Source organism: Cyclobacterium xiamenense (assembly GCF_042140265.1).
Classification (GTDB): Bacteria; Bacteroidota; Bacteroidia; order Cytophagales; family Cyclobacteriaceae; genus Cyclobacterium; species Cyclobacterium xiamenense_A.
On record NZ_CP159481.1, the window covers coordinates 965,574 to 986,177 of the forward strand.

Sequence of the window (20,604 nt, forward strand, 5' to 3'; positions counted from 1 at the left end):
TCGAATTTAGTGGGCAAAATATTTTTTCAACCAACTTGACTCGGCCGGTATCAGCCATTGGTTTTTTAAATCGGCAATTTTATTGACACCGGGATTGAACACCTTACTTGTCGGCCGCAAGTGCCCCTCCTGAACATGCATTTTTATCTCTGGTAAAAAAGCCACGTTGACGCCTTTCCCGTCCAGGTACGACACTTTTCCGCTATCCAGGAGATTGATGGATAGCTGGGTCTCAATTTCGCGCAACGCGCGTACCGAACTGTCGATCGAACAACCGCTGGCACCAAAGGCGCCTTCCTCCACCGCGAGCACAATGAATTGGTCGTATTTGATATCAAACGACGTGGGCAACTGTGTTCCGTGGCTATTCCACTGATTGCAGAAACTTACCAGTTTGGAAATGATCCAGGTCTTCTCCTCTTCTTCAAAAGGCCTGTCTGCCTGGTAGACCCATATTCTGGCTTCTTCGGACATTTGTTCAAAAGGTACGTACATGCCTGATCTTGGTTTAGAAATGGTAGTTTACGTTTGCTGCGTTGCGCATCGCCCGGGTTTGTGACACGCATACCTACTAAACGTAAATCGAGCGAAATATGATGCAAAATAGGGATTAAGATCCACTAAAAAACGCAATAAGTCAAAAGAATGTTGCCTTAATCACGCAAACGCTGGTTCCACTCAGCCGGACAAGCCCTGATCCCTTGCAATCAGTTCGGCCAGGTCCAGAACTTCTACCTGTTTTTCTTGTTCTTTGTTTTTCACTCCATCGGACATCATGGTAAGGCAAAACGGACAGCCCACAGCAATGGTTTTTGCTCCCGTCTGCAAGGCTTCTTCGGTTCGTTCTACGTTGATGTCCTTATTGCCTTTCTCGGGTTCCTTGAACATCTGGGCACCACCGGCTCCGCAGCAAAGTCCCTTGCTGCGGCACCTTTTCATCTCTACCAACTCCATGTCCAGGGCTTTGATGATCTCTCGGGGGGCTTCGTAAACGTTGTTGGCCCTTCCCAGGTAGCAGCTGTCGTGAAAGGTGATCCGCTTTCCTTTGTATGCGCCGCCCCCTTTCATGACGATTTTTCCTTCCTCGATCAGTGCCTGTAGAAACTGGGAGTGGTGCATGACTTCGTAATTGCCTCCCAGGGCTGGGTATTCATTTTTCAAGGTATTGAAACAATGGGGGCATGCCGTGACAATCTTTTTGATCCGATATCCATCCAGCACCTGTATGTTGCTGATGGCCTGCATTTGAAACAAAAACTCGTTTCCCGCCCGACGGGCAGGGTCTCCGGTGCAGGTTTCTTCCTCCCCCAGCACTGCAAAATTGATCCCGACTTTGGTCAGAATTTTTGTAAAGGCCAGGGTAACGGCCTGGTACCGTTCGTCAAAGGATCCGGCGCAACCCACCCAAAAAAGTACTTCGGGGGTTTCTCCTGCCGCCGCCTTTTGGGCCATGGTAGGGACTTGGTAGGTATTACTCATTCGTTGTTGGTTTCTTTTCTTCCTGATTAAGTTTGGTTGCCCAGTTAAACCGATCGGTTGGGGAAAATTTCCAGGGCGCAAAGCTGGTTTCGATGTTTTGAAACATGGCGTTCCACTGCGCAGGACTACCGCTTTCCTCCATCGCGGTGTATCGCCTCAACTCTAAAATAATCGATAAAGGGTCTATATTGATCGGACAGGCTTCGACACACGCATTGCAACTGGTACACGCGTTGATTTCTTCCTGGCTGATGTAGTCGCCCAGAAGGGCTTTACCATCGTTTATCCCGTCTTTTCCGGCTGCATTGGCTCGGCTGATTTCTTCGGCACGGTCCCGGGTATCCATCATGATTTTGCGGGGCGACAGCTTTTTACCCGTGAGGTGAGCCGGACATTCGGCCGTACAGCGGCCGCACTCGGTACAAGAAAAGGCATTCATGAGCTGTACCCAGGAAAGGTCCGGGATATCTTTTGCACCAAACCGGCCAATCTCGGCCTGATCCGTTGGCTCGGGGACCGCTTGCAGACCCAGCATGGATTTTACTTCCTGCGTCACCACTTCCATGTTCGGCATTTTGCCCTGGGGCTCCAGATTGGCATACCATGTGTTTGGAAAAGCCAGGAATATGTGCAGGTGCTTTGAATAGGTTACGTAAATGGCAAAACCCAGGATACCCAGGATGTGAAACCACCAGGCACCGCGTTCGACAAGCAGCAGGGTGCTGCTGCTCATCCCATCAAAAAGTCCGTGCAGGCTGCTGCTAATCCAGAGGCCTCCGAGGGGGATGTATCCTGCTATTCCCCGATAGGCCAATAACTGATCGGTGGCATTCATGGTGAGGATGGCAAGCATCAGCGCAATTTCAATCCATAAAATAAGGTTGGCATCCAGCTTGGGCCAACCCTTTAGTTCGGCTGAGGAAAGCCGGGGGACCTTCATGCCATTGCGGCGCACCAGGAATGCGACACAGGAGATCAATACGCCGAATGCAAGGATTTCAAACAGGTTCATGGCCAGGGTGTAAAAACCCGCGAGAAATGGGGCAAAAATCCGGTGGGTGCCGGCCAAGCCATCGATGATAAACTCCAGCACTTCCAGGTTGATGACCACGAAGGAAACGTAAATGATCAGGTGCAGCAGAGCCGGTCCCAGTCGTTTGAACATTTTCTTTTGGCCGAAAGCTACCAGCGCCATCGTTTTCCAACGTTCCCCAGGCCGGTCGTTTCGTGCCAGTGGTTTTCCCAACAGAATGGTCTGTCGTAAATAGCTGATTCGCTTGTATAAAATATATCCCGAGGCACCCAGAACCAATAAAAATAGGATTTGTGGTAAGCTGCTCATAGTGAATGTATTACTCTAATGCTTCTATTTTTTTATTCAAATCGTTTGTACAAAAGTAACAATTACCTACCTTTGCAACACTTTCAGCGGTGATGTAGCTCAGTTGGTAGAGCATCGGACTGAAAATCCGTGAGTCGGTGGTTCGAGCCCACTCATCACCACTGGCCCTGGTTTCGACCAGGGCTTTTTTTTTGCCTTTTTTTATACCCGAAGGAATGGTTGGTGCGGTTGTTTTTTATCATTTCCGTGGCAAATTACTAAATAGTACCGATGCATGCTATCAATACCGAATTAATCAACCCATGAATCGTGCAGTTGTTCGAAATTCGGACCGTTTCCTCGGCGAAAAGGTCCTCGGAATGCACTGCTTTAAAAAAAAGTTGGTAAAAAGTGTAACATTCCTGCTACAACTTCATCTTACACCTACATGAGCACTTTTTTTGAAGCGAAGATCTGGCCACTAAGAAATAGACTGTACCGAATGGCATACCTCCGGACAAAAGATCGGGATGCTGCCAACGATGCCGTTCAGGAGGCCTTTTCCAAAGCTTGGGTACACCGGGAAGGATTGGAGCAAATGGATAATCCGGAAGGATGGATGGTGAAGACCCTCAAAAATGAAGTGCTGCAGCAGTTTCGAGGCGCAGGCCGGACGGAACCGTTGGAAGACCAGGGTCAAGCAATCCCGGAGGCGACGCCTGAATCCCCGGAAGCAGGTGATACTGTGAAGCTGGTGTTTCGCTTCCTGGAGGATTTGCCCGAAAAACAGCGGGAGGTTTTTGAGTTGCGGGAAGTAGAGGGACTGACCTACGAAGAAATTGCCAGCTACCTGGAGATTTCAGTCGAGCAAGTAAAAGTGAACCTGCACCGGGCCAGAAAGAAACTCAGAGAATTTTTACTGAAATGCAAGGAAGATGAACGATAGACTGGATCAATTACTGGAGAATTATTGGCAGGGAGCCAGTTCGCCAGCGGAAGAAGAGGAGATGAAGGCACTGTTAGCGCAAGAGCCGGGGTACGAGCAGGAAAAGGCCTTTTTCCTGGGCCTGCAGGAGATCAAGCGCATGAAATCTGAACTTCCGGAAAATTCGGGTTTTCGCAAGATAAGCAGGCCAACAGACGGTGGATTTGTCAGGGGCTGGATGAAGCTTGCGGCGACGCTGATTTTGCTTGCCGGTGTGGGGGTCTCGGTACGTCAATACCAGGTTTGGCAAGAAAAAGAAGCTCAGGAACGTGCCTATTTTGAGGTCATGGAGGCATTTGGCTTAATCCAGCAAAATCTGCAAAAGGGAGAAGAGCAGCTGCAGGTCATGCAGGATCTCAAATACCTGCATGCTCCCCATCAATTATTCAATTTAAACGATTTGAAAAATGATTAGAAAATTTATTGTCCTTTTATGCCCGTTGGCATTGATACTGGGTAGCCTACAAGCCCAGGAGGGCGCCATCGAAAAATTCTATTCCAAATACGTGGAGGACGAACGTTTTTCCAGGGTTTATATCAGTCCCAAAATGATGCAGATGGCCGGCGGTTTTCTGAATTCCAACAGCGTGGAAGGGGACGAAGAGGCCGAACAGATGCTGTCCCTTATTTCGAAAATTAAGGGTATTCGGATTTTATCGGGCGAGCAGGTGAAAGGACTGGCCATGTTCGAAGAAGCCATCGGTCTACTGAACCGCAATCAATACGAAGAGTTGATGGATATCAAAGACAAGAGCAGTTCGCTGAAATTCATGGTGCGGGAAGAAGGAGGACGCATCAAAGAATTGCTGATGGTTTCGGGAGCGCAGGAGGAATTTACCCTGATGAGTATGCTGGGGGATTTTACCTATCAAGACCTGAACATGTTATCCGAAAAAACCAACCTGCCGGGCATGAAGGAATACGGGCAGGGCAATAACCCATGAGATTAAAACTATTTATTCCCATACAATCAACGATTACTGTTATGAAAAATGTACTGAAAATTGTTTCCTTATCTATTTTATTCAGCCTTCCAATGAGCCTCTTTGGGCAAAGTAAAAGCGTGGACCGGCTGTACAATCAATACAAAGGAGATGAATCCTTTTTCCACCTGGATCTGGCGGGTAATTTCCTGGATTTTGCCAAAGGTTGGGACATTGATATTGAGGAAGCCAACCTATCGGCCATTACAGAGAGCATCGACCGGGTCAAGCTTTTCAAGCTGCCAGTGAGTGGAAATCAAGCGCGAGCTGATTTTAGAAAGTTGGCGCAAGGACTTGAGCGGGAACACTACGAACTGATGATGGAGGCGGAAGAAAAAGACAGTGGCGTATCCATTTATGCGCTGGGTCAGCGCAGCATGAAGGGGCTGGTGCTGCTGATCCGTTCCAATGAGGATGCCGAATACCTGGTGATAGAGCTGGAAGGACAGTTTGACCAAAAGGCGCTTGCCAAAGTAGGGAAGGGGATTTGAGACGTCGTACCCACTCCGAGAAGGAAAGGGTTGGGAAAACCGCACTCGTCTAAAACCCTTGAGGTCTTCGAGACCTCGAGGGTTTTATTCGTACACGCTCCGCGAAAAGACCCTCGGGGTTGGGAGAACCCCAAGGGTCAATGTCTATAACCGTTTAGGTCTTTGAGACCTGGACGGTTTTTTTGTGCACGTTCCGGGAAAGACTTAATTGGACCAGCACGTTGATAATTGAAAGGAATTTTCAAGGGCATAATTTTTTCCGTATTTTACTTTTTTAATCCAATCACTACCGATGAAGGCATTGCGATGCGTTGTGGTTTTCCTGTTTATGGCAGCCTGCGGCTCGCCCGGTGAGAAAGTCAGGGCTCCGGATTTGGATTTCACCTTGGATACCGTACAGATCGATGCCAAAGGAGAAATCTTGTTTCTGAACAGCTCTCTGCGTTCTGCTGCGCTGAGTGCGGACAAACAAAACCTATACAATTTAAATACTCAAAGCAATCGCATCGAAAAAATCAACCTGGAAAAATTGGCACTGCAGGCCTTGCTTCCTTTCGAGCAAGAAGGGCCAGATGGCATTGGGCCTTATCGATTGGGTATGAGGCTGGTGGGGAAAGATACATTCCTGCTTGCCGGATATGGCAATCACGCTCTTTTTGATGGAGAAGGTAAGAAATTAGCGGAGGTGGGGCCGAAAACAATTCCTTCTTTTGCCTCCCGGACCGAAGATGGCAATGTACTATTTCCGGTACGATTACCGGAAAATGCGTTCGCTTATGTGGGCGTGTACATCGTTCCCGGGGAGCGGGCGCCTCGGCTATTGTTTTGGGATGTGGAAGAGCAAACCTATCGGAAAGTTAGTAATCCTTTGCTAAGGAAATCCATGCAGTACCAGATGGACTTTGACGACGGGACTACCGCCATGTTTATCAGTGGAGGCGAATATCTCGAAGCGGTCAATGATCGAGTTTTATTAGGTCTGGCAGCAAGCTCTGATCTTTTTATTCTCGAACCGGGTCAATACGATTTTAAAAAAAAGACCTTTGAAAACGGCTGGATTCCCCGGGAAAAGGAGACGGTCTTTCCGGAAAAAATAAATGACCGGGCCTTATTTCAAGAACTGTATAAAAAAGCAACGCAGGAAATATTTTACCACAAGCCGATCTGGGATGAAAGTCGGAAGGTCTATTACCGGTTTTCCCACAAGCTGCAATACGGAGCTGGGGGTGACGGTCCCACAGATGGTCTTTTTCCGAAACCCACGGATGCCAGCGTGTACCTCACCATATACGATGCCGATTTTAACCTGCTGAGAGAGACTACCGTTCCTGAATTGGACCAGCCACCGGCCTACCACTTCGCCAAAGAAGGCAAAATCTGGTTGTTTGAGAACATGAAAGACGAAATGGGTTTTGTAAGGTTGAGCTTTGATTTTTGATTTCGGATTGTTTGTAGGTCGTTTGAACAAATGTCAACCCTATAAGACATACAAGCGTTAATTAGACCAGGCCACTATTTTAATTTATTCTTTAAATAACAGCTAATTATCGATTTCCAGAAGAAAAGGTCAAAATGTGCCCTTATCCTTACAATCCCTTATATCGTATAGGGTAAAAAAAAGAAGGAACCATATAAGGCATATAAGAATACTTCAGTGATTTTTATTGTAATACAGGGCTTATTTGAGATTTATTGTCTAATGGCATAATTATTCCTTGCCGTTTTTTACTATTTATCCTAAGTCGCTTACCAATCTGCCATGCGTTTTTTTGTGAGATAGTTAGCCACAAACCAGTTCAGGTATACCAGCAGTTTACCAGCTAGGAAATAAATTAGGTTTATTAAAAAAAATGTAATAAACATAGAGTGTTTTGGTATGAATAATTTAATATTTAACAGGTAATTTTTTTTATTGTCTAAATCAAATCATAAACGCATGAGGGTTTTCGTTTTTCTTTTCACCGTCAGTTTACTTATTGGCTGTGGGAGCGGTGATCATCGGGGAAGAACTGGAGAGATCCGCCTGGATATTAGTTTGGATACGGTTATTGTTGATGGAGGAGAGCAGCTCGTTTTTCCCAATTTAGCTGCTTCAAGAAGTTTTTTTACAGAGAATAAGCGCTTTCTGTTTAATTTCAATGATTTCGACCATGCGGTTGAAAAAATTGACTTGGAAAAACTTGAGTTGGCCGCTAAATATCCCTTTGAAAAGGAAGGTCCCAACGGCACCGGGGAATACGTGGATTACCTGGTATCGCTTGACTCCGGAAAATTGCTCATACAGACGAGTAACCAGGCAGGCATTTTTGATTGGGAGGGGAATAAACTTGCGGAATTTGACCCTTTGCTTGAGGGTGCCTCATTAATGCATGTAGACAGGAAGACTTTTCAGCCCGTAAAGGTAGTGGGAGACCAGATTTATGGACTGATCGTTGACAATGCGGCTAACAGCAGTGAGCTGGGGTATTTTAACGGCAGCAGGGATGATTTTTCATATATCCCTTTGGCAAAGGAATTCAGACATGGGGACTTTAACCTGGAGCACAGGGCAGGCAATTCCAGGCGACGGTATGCGGCAGGCTTCGTAATGCAGGCCTATGGTGAAAATAAGCTGGTAGTGGGCAGTACAGTGTCGAGCAGCTTGTTTATTTTCGACCCTGAAACCCGTAAATCAGTAAAGAAGGAATACAATCTTTCCCTGACAGCAAATGAGAAAAAGGGGGTTTATAGGCTAGCAACCGAGGATGAGGGAGCTTTTCAGCGGGCATACGTGGCATTGTATGAGGAAGTATCATTCGGTCCTTTAATGTGGGATATTGAAAATGAACGTTATTTTCGCTTTTTCTACGAGTATTCCTATCCGGATGAGCTTCCTCCGGGTGGATTTCCAAGACCTGTTTCTACCGTCGTCTACCTGATGGTATTGGATAAGGAACTTAACTTACTTCATGAAACCTCCCTGCCTCAGCTTGACCATGTACCCTACTTTTCTTTCGCCAAAGACGATAAAATCTGGATCTTTGTCAATCTGGAGGATGAGTTGGGATTTGTGCGCCTCAATATTGATTTATGATATCGTATTTTTTCAGTTAAGTGTTGAAAAAGCTTCACAGTGAATCTTCACCCTTATAATACCCTATATGGTTCAAAAAACAGGAACCATATAAGGCATAGAAGGACATATAAGGGGTTTATTTTGTAATTCAGGGCGTACTTGCGATCCACCCTTAAACCGGAAAGTAGACTGGTAAATTTAGTGATTAAAGTAATTTGGGGACCCTCCACCTTATAATCCCTTATATTTCTTATATGGTTCAAAAAAAAGAAGAACTATATAAGGCATAGAAGAACATTTATGGGGGAAATGTGATTCTGGATGCATTGGTGATTCACCACCCCCAAATCGCAAATCTGCAAGCCCAATGCTCATCTTTGACGTATTTTTTGGTAAGTTTAAGCTTATTTTGAATTTGATTTGTTGTTATTAGCGTAAATCCTATTCGTCTAAACAAAAATTACAAATAAGCTTTTCCATGCTAAAATATCCCCTTGTTGCAATTGCCGCCCTTATTTTAGTTTTCTCGCCCATGCTGCTTCAGGCACAGGAAAGGCACGAATATGCCATTTCCATTTTAGGATTTGATATTGGGGACATGGTGGCGACGAAGGAAACCAAAAGCGACACCACCTATTATTTGCTAAAAAGCGAAGTAAGCTTCTGGTTTTTTGGGCGGATCAACCTGGATTATACCACCAAAGTTAAATACCATCGGGGGCAGTTTATCGAATCATCCGTAGAAAAAAAGACCAACCGCGGAGATTTTCTGTCCCGAATCTGGCTGGAAGACGGGGTGTATGATATCCGGGCCAATTCCTATAAATATGAATTTAATGATCAGGTCCGTGAAAAGATCGATTACAGTGCGGTGCGCTTGTTTTTTGAGGAGCCCAAAGGAAAAAAAAGAATGATTACCGAAAACCACGGTCGGTTTGCCAGCATTACCGACAAAGGAAACGGGGCCTACGATACCTATGTGGAGGGCAATGAAAACAACTACCTATACGAGAATGGCAAATTGCAGCGGGTCAGCATGCACAGTCCCATCAAGAATTACGTGATACGGCGGAAGGAATGAAAGGTAATTTATGATTTGAGATTTATGATTTAAAATTTTCCCAAAAAAAAGGGTGATCGGTTGAGCCGCTTTTTTCCTGTTTTTATTGAGGATACAAAAATTGATACCAATTCATTCGCCTCTTTCCGTAATTTTAATATTTCTTAATCTCCAGCCATTAATTTAGCTTCTTTAATCATTTCCAACCAGAATAATGTTTCGTTTGCCGCTTCAATTTCAGTACCCATTTTACTGATAAAATCCCTGTTGCTTTTGGACCTGCACACTGCTCTGTAGTTCGCAGCAACTGATATTGATGAACGTATTATTTGATCGGTAATGGTCCAGCCAATCCTATTGTTGGGTAAATTGGTTATCGATTTGATACTATCCAAGGCAAACTACTTTGTTCTATTTTGCAGTTCTTTGCTACCCATCATTTTTGATTTACGATTGATGATTTTTACCATCCTGAATCTACAATCTCAAAGGCACATTCATTAATCAATCTTATCCATGGGTTTTGATTTCAACTATAAAATTGTCGGCAGGGGCTTTGTTGGTTGAATTGACGGGGAATCTCTTCAGGTTTTCGCAAAGGTCCAGAAAAGCGTAGAACCGATCTTCCGGTGCCAGCCGTAGAAATGCGTCCCGCTGTTCCCGGTTACTTTCTTCTTTGGTCTGGAACTTAATTTCCATCTTGGAAGCGTTTGTATATCCTAAATATAAGGTTTAATCGATAGGCCGAAGAAATTTTAAGAGGGATCCGTGGAAAAATCCCCTGCCGGAATTATGTAAAACCACAAAATGGAAATAAAGGAAAAGATGTAAACAAAATGTCCCTTTTAATATGGGAACTAATTTTTTATATTACGTACTTAGTCCCTGATCATGAACAAATTTGGGTTTTTTATCATCCTTCTTTTACTAGCTGGCTGCGGAAGTCCTGAAAAAGGAAATCTCGGGCAACAAGGGCAACTTTCATTTTCATTGGACACCGTCCTGGTCGATTCGGGAGATGAAATCCTCTACCTCCGGGCAAATCTGGGCAACGCTGAGTTGTCGGCAGACGGAAGATATCTATACAATTACAATCCAACGGACCATGCGCTGGAAAAAATAGATTTGGATGAGTTAAGATTTGTCCAAAAAATACGCTTTGAAAGGGAGGGACCTCAGGGTACCGGCTCTTTTTTTACTCCTTTTTTTCTTTTGGGGAGAGACAGCGTCCTGGTAGCTGGTTCGTTGAAGCAGGTAGCAATCTTTAATTTGGAAGGGGAGAAATTAGAAGAGGTGAAAATCCAGGAATTACTAGACGAGTCATCGATTTTGGAAGAAGGGAACCGATTTCGCATGAAGGCAGTAATTCCCGGTATTGACAACCACTATTTAGGCTTTTTAACAGACTGGACAGCAAAGTCCATGCAATTGATCAAGGTGGATGTACCCGCTGCCACAGTCACCGAATTGGTCCTTCCGGCATTTGATAAGCTGGAAGAATACCATGTAACACAATTCAGCGGGGGACAGATTAGTAGTTTTTTAGTATCTCAGGTAATGCTTCAAACGGAAGGAGAAGGCATCGTAATCAGCAATAACGTTTTCAATGAACTGTATGTATACCTTCCCAATAGCGATAGTTTGCTATTGAAAACCTATGAAAGCCGATTAACGCCCAACCAAAAGACTCCTTACTATCCCAAGGAGGTAGAAAGTGATCAAGAGATGGAACGAATTAGGGCAAACGGAACGGCTGAGATTAATTTTGAGCGACTACTATGGGATACAGTCAATGAACGTTATTACCGGTTTTCCTATCAGGCAGACGTTGAAACGGTTGAGAAGGATGGCTGGTTTTCCCTGTCTGCTACAAACGTTCGGGTTTATCTGACCTTGTTTGACAAGAATCTGGAGATGATAGCTGAGGCCCTGGTACCCGAATTAACCACCATTCCCCAGACGTATTTTGTAAAGGACGGAGCGATCTGGATTTTTGAGAATATGGAAGATGAGCTGGGCTTTGTGCGGCTTAGCATAGATTTATGATTTCAGAATCAGGGCGCAATTGGTTGCCGCCAGTCCAGTGGAGGGGTTAATGTCCTGGAATAGAATTGATGGCTGTAAAAACTAGGTTTACGGCAGTAGGGGTGGCAAACCCTGTTTATCTGAGGTCAGCATGGCAAACTCCGAAAAGCTGGTACACCGCTATTTCTTCCGAGGTTGGCAGAGGATACCTTATCTCCAAAAAGAACGGTCGGTTCGCAGGACATTGTTCAACCCCTGCTGGGGTTGCTCTAAGGATGTTTTCCTGTAAGCCCCGGGTTTCCCCCAGGGTTATTAATATTGAAGCCCTTCAGGCTTCGGAAGTAGGAGTTTGATAATTAGGGAAAAAGTCGGCTGATTCGATTAGCTGGGAATTGGATTGAAAGTGATTTGAGAGTTACGGTTTCATTACCGGAATTGAGGTATAAAAACCCTCATTTATTTCTAAGTCTATTGGGCCAGGTTCCCTAGTTTATCCCAGGCCTGAAGGGCCTGAACAATAATAACGGTGGGCACAGCCCACGGCTGATGGGCTGTCGGTTATCGCCAACCCCGGTAGGGGTTGAATCAGACGCAGCTGCCCTCAGAAAGACGACTATTTTCCTACCATACAGCGTCATTTTCGATCCGAGGATTGCAGAGGATACCTTATCTCCAAAAAGAACGGTCGGTTCGCAGCACGTTGTTCAACCCCTGCCGGGGTTGCTCTAAGGATGTTTTCCTGTAAGCCCCGGGTTTCCCCCAGGGTTATTAATATTGAAGCCCTTCAGGCTTCGACTGCGAGAAGATCGTCGATAATAGGATAGGAAGTCAAATGAATCCACGAGCTAGAACCAGATTCGAAAGTAATTTTTAGATTTTCAGTCAGCATAAATGAGCTGGAATCAGATAAATCCCTTTTGATTTTCTATTCCGCTCCTACTGACTTCCCAAAGTATCCCAGGCCTGAAGGGCCTGAACAACAATAACGGTGGGCGCAGCCCACGGCATTGGGACTATCGATTGCCTCCAACCCCGGTAGGGGTTGAACCTTATTCTTATTTCTTTATTCCCCAGCGGGCAACGTCCAGTCGTTGTTGTAAAACCCGGCAGCCTTGATGGCTTCAACACCCTTTACCGGCAGCTCGGAGGTAAAAACGACGAAATCCGGGAAGCCGCTTCCGCCGGCAAAGTATTGGTTGGCATTGGCTGTATGCAGGCCTTTCAATCCAGTACCGCTTACCACCGCCACTCCGAGCGTATCGCTGTCTTTGCGGGGAACCATAAAATAGGCTCCCAGGTTGTCCTGCCGCAAAATCCGATCACCGAGGCTAACAGTTTCCCGGGTAACCTGAACAGGACTATCAGCAAGGAGTGTACTCCAGGCACGGTTGGTATCGGCATTGCCATAAATAATGATCCCTCTGTCACCCTGTTTCTCCAGATCAAACTCCCGGTCTGAAACCAGATCTACAGCACCATTTCCCCGGTAATACCAGCTTTCTGCATCAAAGCGAGCCTTGTGGTAAGCCCATTCATTTTCGGCTTTGTTGCCGGCCGTGCCGTACACGAAAATCATCCGGTCGTTAAAGGGCTCTTTGAAAGTTCCGTTGCGAACGACGCCCTTGAGGGAAGCATCAGGCTTCGGTCCTTGAACCCAGGTATTGTTGTTTTTGTGGAGGTAGAGCATGGAGGTATTTTCATTTTCACAAACCAACTCTTGTCCATCGATTTCCAATGAGATCCTGGCACTACCAATAAAATCCCGGGTATCAATACCCAGCACGGCAATATTCTCTGTTCGCCCACTGATTTTCAATCCTTCCCTATCGCGTTGCAGGTGGGCCCGGCTGTAGGCCAGGGACTCTTCCTGTTGCAGGATATGCAGCCATTTGTTGTTGGAGGAGATGGCCGGATTGGCCGTAGAGAAGTCAATGGTATGGGTCAGGCTGTCGGGGCTCCGCTCATGCCATTTAAAATAATCGAATAAGGGGGGCCAGTCCACACTTTCACTGCCAAACCAATGGCTGCCTCCCGGATATTCATAATAGCTGAAATCCGGATGAAATTCGGCCAGAATGCCTCGCATTTGCCGGGCATAATTGACAGAAACCACCCGGTCATTGTCGCCATGATGGATGTAGACCCCGCCCGCAGCATAGTTTTTCGCCAGTTCTATGGTGTTGCTGGGGTTGCTTGCCCTTAGCAGGGTTTTTTCCAACTCCGTTTCCGGGTTTTCCGGTATTTTTCCGTCAGCAGAACCATAGCCCATCAAGGTGGGATAGCCGGCACAGGGGGCGATGGCCGCCCATTTGCCGGCAAAGGTTGCGCCCAAATACCAGGTACCATGTCCGCCCATGGAATGCCCGGTCAGGTAAATCCGGGAGGGATCGGGCTTGAATTTTTCTACTGCCAGGTCCAGGACTTCCATGGCGTCTATTCTGCCCCAATCTTCCCAGTTGAATCCCCTGGGCCGGCGATTGGTAGGGGCGACCAATGTTCCCCAGTCTTTTTGTTGGTAGGCCCTTGCCTGGCCTATGGCTTGCACGCCTGCACCATGCACGGATAAAAATAAGGCTGAACCGGGGCTTCCCCCATCCGTCTGGGGTGCCACTCCATAGTACTGTACGCTGCCATCTATTTCGCTGACAAATGTCTGCTTGTAATGTTCGGTGGCTTCTCTTGCATCCAGGCTTACTGTTTGATTATCGGCTACCTTGGTTCCCAGCAACAGCCTGAGAGAACAGGCATATTCGTCTTTTTGCAATATTTCGCTAGCATTTATTTCAAAACCCACTTTCCGGATGGTCATGGGCGGAATGGTGGGAAGTGGAGTCCTTACCACTTTTTCGTTGAGCACGGCCTCCATCCTGGCATTCCTGATGGGTTTGGAGGTATTGTTGATGAGCACTACCGCTCCCATAAGTGCACCATTTTCCTCTCCCAATACAATATCCGGAAGGGTAGCATCTGCTACGTTTAGCAGGACCGGTTTTTGATCCAACAGTAATTCTGCGGCAATTCCCGACCAAAGCCCGTTAAACCGGGCTAAAATTTCATTTTCGCCTTTTTCCAAGGCGATGGGCAAGTAAAGCCAGCCATCTCCATAGATATCACCTGCTCTCGGAATACCATTGACATAAAGCATGCTGCTTCCACTTACCTTTAGCAGGGCATTCTGCTTTTTATCCGAATCATAGGTAAGGTAGAGGTACCCACTTCGTATCCGTCCTTTAAATTTTCCATCTTCTGCGGGCTGGATGGTTTTCCAAATGGCATCCACATCGGCCGCCAGGCTCTTGCCTTCTACCGGTTTTTGGAAAATTCCTTCGGCCAACTGGAAAGCTACCGGATCCGAAAAGATCACCTCCCTCCCATACCGGTGAATAGTTTCCAGATACAGACCGCTAGCGAACGGAGTGTTGTCTTGGGCATTGGCAGGGGACATCCCCACAAGCACCCAGCTAATCAAAAAATATACTTTCAAGTATCGGTTAGAAACAAATTTCATAAAACTAATAGATCTTAGGGAAATAATTGAACAAAGGATTGCCCCGAAAAATAACCCTTTTGATCTGAAAACAATGGGAGTGCGGACTTTTTTTGTAAACAGGTCTCATCGATACAGTCCGGTACCAGCTAGGTATCGGTGTTCAACACTACAAATCCCGAACAGCAGGGTGTTGGCTCCAAAAATTGCCCTTCTGATCGAATACCATGGAAAGGTCATCTTAATTTAGTTGATTTAAAATTGATCTTTTAATAGGTTTTTCAACCATTATTTTTAAATTTATAGTTCTAAATGTAAAAAGTTATGCCTAAGTATTTTCCCTTGACGGTGTTCCTTCTGTTTCAGATAGGCTGTACCGGCAAAAACCCTGCAGAAAACCTGAGTGGCAAAACCTCTCTGGATTATTCCCTGGACACGGTAGTCATTGATCCCGGAGAGGAGTTGCTCTTTGTAGCGGGAAGGGTGTATCAATCGGATCTTTCTCCGGACCGAAAGTATTTATACAATTATAACCAGCACGATCATAGCTTCGAGCAGATTGATTTGGATGAGAAGAAGCTGGTGCGGAAACTGCCTTTTGAAAAGGAAGGCCCTGACGGCACGGGTGATTTTTTCCGTTCTTTTTTTCTTTTGGATAATGACCATTTGGTGATCATCAGCTTTCCAGATCCTGCTGTTTTTGAGATGAGTGGTAAAAAATTGAAAGAATTGAAATTTCAGGAATTGATTACTGATAGTGGCAAAACCGATGCTAGACAAGCTTTTCTGGTTGCGATGGGTCTTCCTGATCAGGAAAGCCAGTACCTGGGCTTTCTCCGGAGCTTTGAAGCAAAATCGACGGAACTCATGCGGGTTGATTTAAACGAAGGCAGTACCCAAACGATTTCCATACCGCAATTCGAAAATCTTAAGAACTTTAATATGAAATTTACAGATGGAAAGGGTTTAATGGTATCTGGTCCTCAGACCTATCTGATTCGAGAGGGAGGCAAAATCTTGCTGGGAAGTAACGTCAGGAACGAAATTTACCAGTATTTGCCTGAGACGGATAGCCTGCAGGTATACACCTACACTAGCCAGCTTACTGAAAATGAAAAGACAGCCCCCGGGGTCAGCGAGTTTGATACGCAAGATGGTTTTTTGGAAGCGATCCGGCAGGTGAGGGAAGAAATCAGTTTTTCTTCACCGATTTGGGACGAACAAAATAGGGTTTACTACCGGTTTTCGCACAAGGAGGTGCTGGAAGAAACAAATTCGGAAAACTTTCAATGGCCCTCCGCTACCGGGGGGGAGGTCTTCCTGACCCTGTTTGACGAAAACCTGAACATGCTGGCGGAGACCAGAATACCTGACATCAGGATGCCACCACAGAAGCATTTCGTCAAGGACGGCACGATCTGGATGTTCGTAAATGTGGAAGACGAGATGGGATTTGCCAGGTTGTCAATGGACCTGGGAAGGCGAGGGTCTCCCTCAGACGGAATTTCTGTTAATGACAATTGAATTACAATCGGCTGTGGGTGGTATAGGGCTGGCAAAAGCCCGATTGGACAGGGTCTTTATTTGATTACTGAGGGTAACAAAGTCATCCTGAGGACCATGTTCAACCCCTGCCGGGGTTGTGTGGAAGCAGGTTTTCTGCAGACACCGGGTTTCGCCCGGGGTTATTGCTGTTGAAGCCCTACAGGCTTCGGATTCGAGAGTTTTTTTGATTGTGAATCAAGCAGTTCAATATTTCAATTCGGGACGCCCGCTAACAAGTTTTCATTCCCGGCTTTCGATGCTTTCTTCATTGGACCCAGGCCTGGAGGGCCTGAACAACGATAACCGTGGGTACAGCCCACGGTTTTGGGATAGCTGATTGATTCCAACCCCGGTAGGGGTTGAACCTAGCGAGAATGCCTTTTGAAGATCGATTGTTCGTTCCCTTCACTGATTATAGTTCTTGGAAGAGCTGAGTAGGCTGTATTCGCTCGGGGTTATTGCTGTTGAAGCCCTACAGGCTTCGGTGTCGGGGAGGATTTTGACAATAAGGCAAGGAATCCAATTATTCGATCAACCTGGAATTCACTTCCATACCATGCTACTTCAGCCTATACACGATCAACACCGGATTTTCGGATTCTCGTGCCTTCATGGCTATCTCTGCGAAATTCCTCCCCTGGTTTTTTGCCCAGTTTTCAAATTCCGCCTTTTCCATATTGATTTTTTTCTCCATTAGAGTTTCATATAGATCCCTTCCAGACAGTTTTAACCCTACCTTTCCCGGCTCAAAACTGTACATGATCATAATTGGATCGATTCCTCCGCTAATATCGTCCTGAATGCTGTCCCGAAGCAGATGTGTTTGTCGCTTATCCCGATCAAAGAATAGGTTGTATACTTTTTTTTCATATTTCAAAAAAGTGTATAGCTGTTTCTCGGAAATGAGGTATTGACCATAGAAGTACAACTTGGCTCTGTTATTGATAAAGTCTAGCCTTTCCATGCCAGGATCAAGCCTTTTAATCTCATCAAGGTCCTGCCCGAATTTTCCGAAATCAAAAACGAGCTTTGGAATAAAATGGCCCTTATCCGCCTGATAGATGGTATCCAGATAGGTCATTCCAAAGTACAGGTTTTTCTTACTTATTTGAAAATAATTTCTTGTTGGACCATATTCATACAGCTTTTCCGAATTGTAGGGGAAACGCTTGATGGTATCCTGAAATGATTTACCGAAGCTTTTGACAAAGTAGTCCCCCGGATCCCGGGTGTCGGTGAACAGGTACATTCTTTGGTCAAATGCTGAAAATACACCTGTGCCAATCCTATCCCTGGAAAAATGTTCTCGTAGAAATTCACCCTCCAGGCTAAACCACATCATCTTGCGTGGAAGTACTCCGAAGAGGACCAGCTCTCCGTCTACCACTGCGAAATCATCGAAGTCCAGGTATTGGCCCGGCCCCTCTCCATGGGCATCAATCTTTGACAAAAACTTACCGGATTTGTCGAAAATGTGGATACACTTACAGCCGAAAATATCCAGGGTATAGATTCGGTTTTCGTAAAAGAGTATTTTTTGCAATCCGGCATTGAGCTGAGCCTCCTGCGAATCATCCTCCAGCCAGATATAGCTAATATCCGGTTCGAAAAACTCCGATAATTTTCCCGAACGAGCCTGCGAAAGGTCCACGGATATTCTTTCCAGGCCCGGGACAGATTCGGTTTTTTGATTACAGGCTCCGGACAGGATGATAAAAATTCCCAGCAACAATACGTAAAGCCAGTACTTTAGAAATAGCAGAAACTTAAGAATAGGGGCGTTTGCCAATCCGGCAATACTGAGTGTATGCGGTGAAAGTTTCATGGTAAAAAGAATTAGATAGTTAAGTTACTAAAAAAATATTGACATTTTGAGCCCTTTAACCTCTGCCTGGTGAAAATGAGCCAGGAATTTTTCCCAGTACTTCGAAAAAGGAAGCAAATGCGGGATTAAAATGCTCAGGGATTTTCTTTCCAAATTTTATCTGCCTCATCCAGGTACACGGCCAAGGCAGCGGAACCACACCTGGGGCACAGTCTGATACCCAAATATACTGCCTCAATGGAGGGCTCGCTGCTCACCCATTCGCTCGCCTCCTCTACTGAGGTTACATCAACAATAAAGATTCCCCGATATTGGTCATCATTATCCCCCTATCGACCTGCGATCAATAATTTTCCTTCGTCTATCAGGCAACGGATGATGGTCATGTGGACTGAAAAGGCCTGGCTCACCTTGAGTTTTATCCTCAAGGGATGTATTGCCCGTTTCGAGGATGCACAGGATCTAATTTTTCGTGTCATACGCGTCCGCGCAGCCACTATCGGCCAATGCCTTTTTGTATCGTGGATTGGCGTCCTGTGCCTACTTGGAATACCCTTTCCTGAGAATTAAAAAAGCACGATCAGAAATTTCACCTGCCTAAGAAATACTATTCATCGGTATTTTTGACTTGTCCCATTAAGTTGTTCAGGCTTTCGGCCAGTGTGGGGTGGGCAATCGGCAGGTGCTGGATCTGATCATAGGGAACCTTGCCAACCATTGCCATTTGAAGCACCGCCATGATCTCACCACCGTCCATACTCAGATTGGTGGCTCCCAGAATCTGCTTGCTTTCCGGGTCTACCAGCACTTTGAAAAAACCCCTGGTTTCATCCGTTTCCAGGGCCCTTCCGGCATGTTTCATCCAGAATTTGCCGGTGGTATAGGAAATCCCCTTTTCTTTTGCCTGCTGTTCATTCAATCCGATTCGGGCCAATTGCGGGTCTATGAAGACACAGTAGGGCACCAGACGGTCCTTTGTTGATTGGCTGGTATTTTTTTCGTAGATCCGGTTAAATGCCAGATAGGCATCGTGGTAAGCCATATGGGTAAAGGGCGGACTTCCGGCCACATCACCCAGCGCATAAATTCCCGGGGCGGAAGTTTCGAAGTTTTCGTCCACGACTATATGACCGCTATCAGTGCGTGCCACAGCTATGTTTTCCAGGCCCATCTCCTCGCTGCTGGGTTTTCGGCCCGTTGCTACCAGTAGGTGCGAACCACTGATGCTGCCTTCACCCGATTTATCATCGTAGCTAAGGGTAATTTTACCATTGGAATGGCTTACTTTTTTTACCTTGATGTTGAATTTGGTATCGATTTGTTCCTCTTTGAAAATGGAGGAAATTTCTTCACAGACATCGGTATCCTCCGTCGGTACCAGACGCGAAGCCATGTCCATAACGGTCACCTTACTTCCAAAACGGCGGAACATCTGGCCGAACTCCAATCCGATGTAACCACCTCCCAGCACAAGCAAGTGCTCGGGAGTTTCCTCCAGCTCCATGATGCTGCTGCTGTTCAGAAAGGGGCTGTGCAACAATCCTTTTATTTCTGGAATCCTGGGAGACGATCCCGTATTGATAAAAATTTTATCTGCTCCCACTTCCATATCTGCCTGGCCTTCACGTTTCACAAGGACAGTTTTACTGGATTGAAAAATCGCTTTCCCCATAATGACGGTGATCTTTTCCGATTTTTCCAAGCTTTTGGACGCTCCACCCCGAAAGAGGTCAACAATATAGTCTTTCCGCTTCTTGACGGTTTTTTGGTTTACGGCATAGGATGCTACTTCGACCCCGAAATCACCGGCACGACCGACTAAATGCGCTATCCGGGCAGCAGCGGCCATTGTTTTAGTCGGAGAGCAACCGTCGTTGATGCAGGTACCGCCAATAGCTCTTTTCTCTATCAGTGCGACAGAAAGGCCTTTAGCGCTAATTTTTTTGGCCAGTGGCATGCCGGATTGACCCGCACCGATGATAATGGCATCAAATTTCTTCATAAGGCCTTATTCTTCCACTTTTACTCCTTTCCAAAAAGCCACGTAATTCTTTATTTCTTTTGCGGCTTCTTTGGGTTCGGGATAAAACCAGGCCGCATCCCGGTTGATTTCTTCCCCGATTTGGAGGGTATAGTAATTAGCCCGGCCTTTCCAGGGGCAGTCGGTGGTGTGGTTTGACGATTCAAAAAACTCCCGGTTAAGGGATTCCGGAGGGAAATAGTGGTTGTTTTCCAAAAAGATGGTTTCATCAGATTGGGCGAGTACTTTATTGTTCCAAATGGCTTTCATGGTTTCTGATCGTATTTTACAATAAGGTAACCAAATCCCGCCCAAAAACAAAAAAGCG

The 20,604-nt window shown here is 46.0% G+C and carries 18 protein-coding genes and 1 tRNA gene; 10 read left to right on the forward strand and 9 right to left on the reverse strand.

All coding sequences use genetic code 11. The annotated features are described in order from the left end of the window. Positions 1-6: 6 nt before the first annotated feature. From ABWH99_RS04085 to ABWH99_RS04095, 3 genes are all read right to left on the reverse strand, one after another. Entirely contained in the window at positions 7-495 is a 489-nt protein-coding gene (locus ABWH99_RS04085) for a hypothetical protein (protein ID WP_375585035.1), read from the reverse strand. Between the two features lie 183 nt (positions 496-678). Beyond that, positions 679-1,479: a (Fe-S)-binding protein gene (locus tag ABWH99_RS04090; protein ID WP_375585036.1), complete on the reverse strand. Its 801-nt coding sequence runs from the start codon at positions 1,477-1,479 to the stop codon at positions 679-681. Next, the gene (locus ABWH99_RS04095) at positions 1,472-2,821 is read right to left on the reverse strand and encodes a 4Fe-4S dicluster domain-containing protein (protein ID WP_375585037.1); all 1,350 of its coding nucleotides are present in this window, start codon (positions 2,819-2,821) and stop codon (positions 1,472-1,474) included. Before ABWH99_RS04095 ends, ABWH99_RS04090 begins: the two co-directional genes overlap by 8 nt. A gap of 88 nt (positions 2,822-2,909) precedes the next feature. Between ABWH99_RS04095 and ABWH99_RS04100 the strand changes: the two genes are divergently transcribed. From ABWH99_RS04100 to ABWH99_RS04135, 8 genes are all read left to right on the forward strand, one after another. Next, a tRNA-Phe gene (locus tag ABWH99_RS04100) sits at positions 2,910-2,982 on the forward strand. Between the two features lie 320 nt (positions 2,983-3,302). Then, positions 3,303-3,746 carry an RNA polymerase sigma factor gene (locus tag ABWH99_RS04105; protein ID WP_375585038.1) on the forward strand — a complete coding sequence of 148 codons (444 nt, stop codon included), beginning with the start codon at positions 3,303-3,305 and terminating at the stop codon, positions 3,744-3,746. Next, positions 3,736-4,200, forward strand: a complete 465-nt coding sequence (locus tag ABWH99_RS04110) for a hypothetical protein (RefSeq protein ID WP_375585039.1) — start codon at positions 3,736-3,738, stop codon at positions 4,198-4,200. Before ABWH99_RS04105 ends, ABWH99_RS04110 begins: the two co-directional genes overlap by 11 nt. Next, positions 4,193-4,729, forward strand: coding sequence for a DUF4252 domain-containing protein (locus ABWH99_RS04115; protein WP_375585040.1), 537 nt, complete (start codon positions 4,193-4,195; stop codon positions 4,727-4,729). Before ABWH99_RS04110 ends, ABWH99_RS04115 begins: the two co-directional genes overlap by 8 nt. Next, the gene (locus tag ABWH99_RS04120; protein ID WP_375585041.1) at positions 4,726-5,259 is read left to right on the forward strand and encodes a DUF4252 domain-containing protein; all 534 of its coding nucleotides are present in this window, start codon (positions 4,726-4,728) and stop codon (positions 5,257-5,259) included. The genes ABWH99_RS04115 and ABWH99_RS04120 overlap by 4 nt, the downstream gene beginning before the upstream one ends. Before the next feature lie 292 nt (positions 5,260-5,551). Further along, positions 5,552-6,697, forward strand: coding sequence for a DUF4221 family protein (locus ABWH99_RS04125; RefSeq protein WP_375585042.1), 1,146 nt, complete (start codon positions 5,552-5,554; stop codon positions 6,695-6,697). A gap of 498 nt (positions 6,698-7,195) precedes the next feature. Continuing rightward, positions 7,196-8,332, forward strand: a complete 1,137-nt coding sequence (locus ABWH99_RS04130; RefSeq protein ID WP_375585043.1) for a DUF4221 family protein — start codon at positions 7,196-7,198, stop codon at positions 8,330-8,332. A 460-nt stretch (positions 8,333-8,792) separates the two neighbouring features. Further along, positions 8,793-9,395: a DUF6134 family protein gene (locus ABWH99_RS04135; protein WP_375585044.1), complete on the forward strand. Its 603-nt coding sequence runs from the start codon at positions 8,793-8,795 to the stop codon at positions 9,393-9,395. Positions 9,396-9,538: 143 nt separating this feature from the next. Here ABWH99_RS04135 and ABWH99_RS04140 read toward each other — a convergent pair whose 3' ends face one another. Further along, positions 9,539-9,769 (reverse strand): four helix bundle protein, encoded by a 231-nt coding sequence (locus tag ABWH99_RS04140; protein ID WP_375585045.1) that lies wholly within the window; start codon positions 9,767-9,769, stop codon positions 9,539-9,541. A 115-nt stretch (positions 9,770-9,884) separates the two neighbouring features. Continuing rightward, a complete protein-coding gene (locus ABWH99_RS04145) occupies positions 9,885-10,073 on the reverse strand; it encodes a hypothetical protein (protein WP_375585046.1) in 189 nt (62 codons plus the stop codon). 192 nt (positions 10,074-10,265) lie between these two features. Here ABWH99_RS04145 and ABWH99_RS04150 point away from each other — a divergent pair, with 192 nt between their 5' ends. Next, the gene (locus ABWH99_RS04150; protein WP_375585047.1) at positions 10,266-11,420 is read left to right on the forward strand and encodes a DUF4221 family protein; all 1,155 of its coding nucleotides are present in this window, start codon (positions 10,266-10,268) and stop codon (positions 11,418-11,420) included. Positions 11,421-12,462: 1,042 nt separating this feature from the next. On the opposite strand, the gene ABWH99_RS04155 is transcribed toward ABWH99_RS04150, so the two are convergent. Continuing rightward, on the reverse strand, positions 12,463-14,883 hold the full coding sequence (locus ABWH99_RS04155) for a prolyl oligopeptidase family serine peptidase (RefSeq protein ID WP_375585048.1): 2,421 nt from the start codon (positions 14,881-14,883) through the stop codon (positions 12,463-12,465). Positions 14,884-15,210: 327 nt separating this feature from the next. On the opposite strand from ABWH99_RS04155, the gene ABWH99_RS04160 reads away from it, so the two are divergent. Further along, complete coding sequence (locus ABWH99_RS04160) at positions 15,211-16,410, forward strand: DUF4221 family protein (protein WP_375585049.1); 1,200 nt, start codon at positions 15,211-15,213, stop codon at positions 16,408-16,410. Between the two features lie 580 nt (positions 16,411-16,990). Here ABWH99_RS04160 and ABWH99_RS04165 read toward each other — a convergent pair. The 3 genes from ABWH99_RS04165 to ABWH99_RS04175 all read right to left on the reverse strand — a co-directional run bounded on the left by ABWH99_RS04165 (position 16,991) and on the right by ABWH99_RS04175 (position 20,546). Continuing rightward, positions 16,991-18,256 (reverse strand): 6-bladed beta-propeller, encoded by a 1,266-nt coding sequence (locus ABWH99_RS04165; RefSeq protein WP_375585050.1) that lies wholly within the window; start codon positions 18,254-18,256, stop codon positions 16,991-16,993. A 607-nt stretch (positions 18,257-18,863) separates the two neighbouring features. Further along, on the reverse strand, positions 18,864-20,258 hold the full coding sequence (locus ABWH99_RS04170) for a mercuric reductase (protein WP_375585051.1): 1,395 nt from the start codon (positions 20,256-20,258) through the stop codon (positions 18,864-18,866). A 6-nt stretch (positions 20,259-20,264) separates the two neighbouring features. Further along, the gene (locus ABWH99_RS04175) at positions 20,265-20,546 is read right to left on the reverse strand and encodes a DUF427 domain-containing protein (RefSeq protein WP_375585052.1); all 282 of its coding nucleotides are present in this window, start codon (positions 20,544-20,546) and stop codon (positions 20,265-20,267) included. Positions 20,547-20,604 lie beyond the last annotated feature (58 nt).

What these genes read in the sequence shown, in the direction of transcription:
- ABWH99_RS04120 (WP_375585041.1), top strand. Translation starts at nt 4,726, where the DNA reads ATGAGATTAAAACTATTTATTCCCATACAATCAACGATTACTGTTATG.
- ABWH99_RS04095 (WP_375585037.1), bottom strand. Translation starts at nt 2,821, where the DNA reads ATGAGCAGCTTACCACAAATCCTATTTTTATTGGTTCTGGGTGCCTCG.
- ABWH99_RS04150 (WP_375585047.1), top strand. Translation starts at nt 10,266, where the DNA reads ATGAACAAATTTGGGTTTTTTATCATCCTTCTTTTACTAGCTGGCTGC.
- ABWH99_RS04125 (WP_375585042.1), top strand. Translation starts at nt 5,552, where the DNA reads ATGAAGGCATTGCGATGCGTTGTGGTTTTCCTGTTTATGGCAGCCTGC.
- ABWH99_RS04090 (WP_375585036.1), bottom strand. Translation starts at nt 1,479, where the DNA reads ATGAGTAATACCTACCAAGTCCCTACCATGGCCCAAAAGGCGGCGGCA.
- ABWH99_RS04170 (WP_375585051.1), bottom strand. Translation starts at nt 20,258, where the DNA reads ATGAAGAAATTTGATGCCATTATCATCGGTGCGGGTCAATCCGGCATG.
- ABWH99_RS04175 (WP_375585052.1), bottom strand. Translation starts at nt 20,546, where the DNA reads ATGAAAGCCATTTGGAACAATAAAGTACTCGCCCAATCTGATGAAACC.
- ABWH99_RS04145 (WP_375585046.1), bottom strand. Translation starts at nt 10,073, where the DNA reads ATGGAAATTAAGTTCCAGACCAAAGAAGAAAGTAACCGGGAACAGCGG.
- ABWH99_RS04130 (WP_375585043.1), top strand. Translation starts at nt 7,196, where the DNA reads ATGAGGGTTTTCGTTTTTCTTTTCACCGTCAGTTTACTTATTGGCTGT.
- ABWH99_RS04110 (WP_375585039.1), top strand. Translation starts at nt 3,736, where the DNA reads ATGAACGATAGACTGGATCAATTACTGGAGAATTATTGGCAGGGAGCC.
- ABWH99_RS04115 (WP_375585040.1), top strand. Translation starts at nt 4,193, where the DNA reads ATGATTAGAAAATTTATTGTCCTTTTATGCCCGTTGGCATTGATACTG.
- ABWH99_RS04085 (WP_375585035.1), bottom strand. Translation starts at nt 495, where the DNA reads ATGTACGTACCTTTTGAACAAATGTCCGAAGAAGCCAGAATATGGGTC.
- ABWH99_RS04165 (WP_375585050.1), bottom strand. Translation starts at nt 18,256, where the DNA reads ATGAAACTTTCACCGCATACACTCAGTATTGCCGGATTGGCAAACGCC.
- ABWH99_RS04160 (WP_375585049.1), top strand. Translation starts at nt 15,211, where the DNA reads ATGCCTAAGTATTTTCCCTTGACGGTGTTCCTTCTGTTTCAGATAGGC.
- ABWH99_RS04135 (WP_375585044.1), top strand. Translation starts at nt 8,793, where the DNA reads ATGCTAAAATATCCCCTTGTTGCAATTGCCGCCCTTATTTTAGTTTTC.
- ABWH99_RS04105 (WP_375585038.1), top strand. Translation starts at nt 3,303, where the DNA reads ATGGCATACCTCCGGACAAAAGATCGGGATGCTGCCAACGATGCCGTT.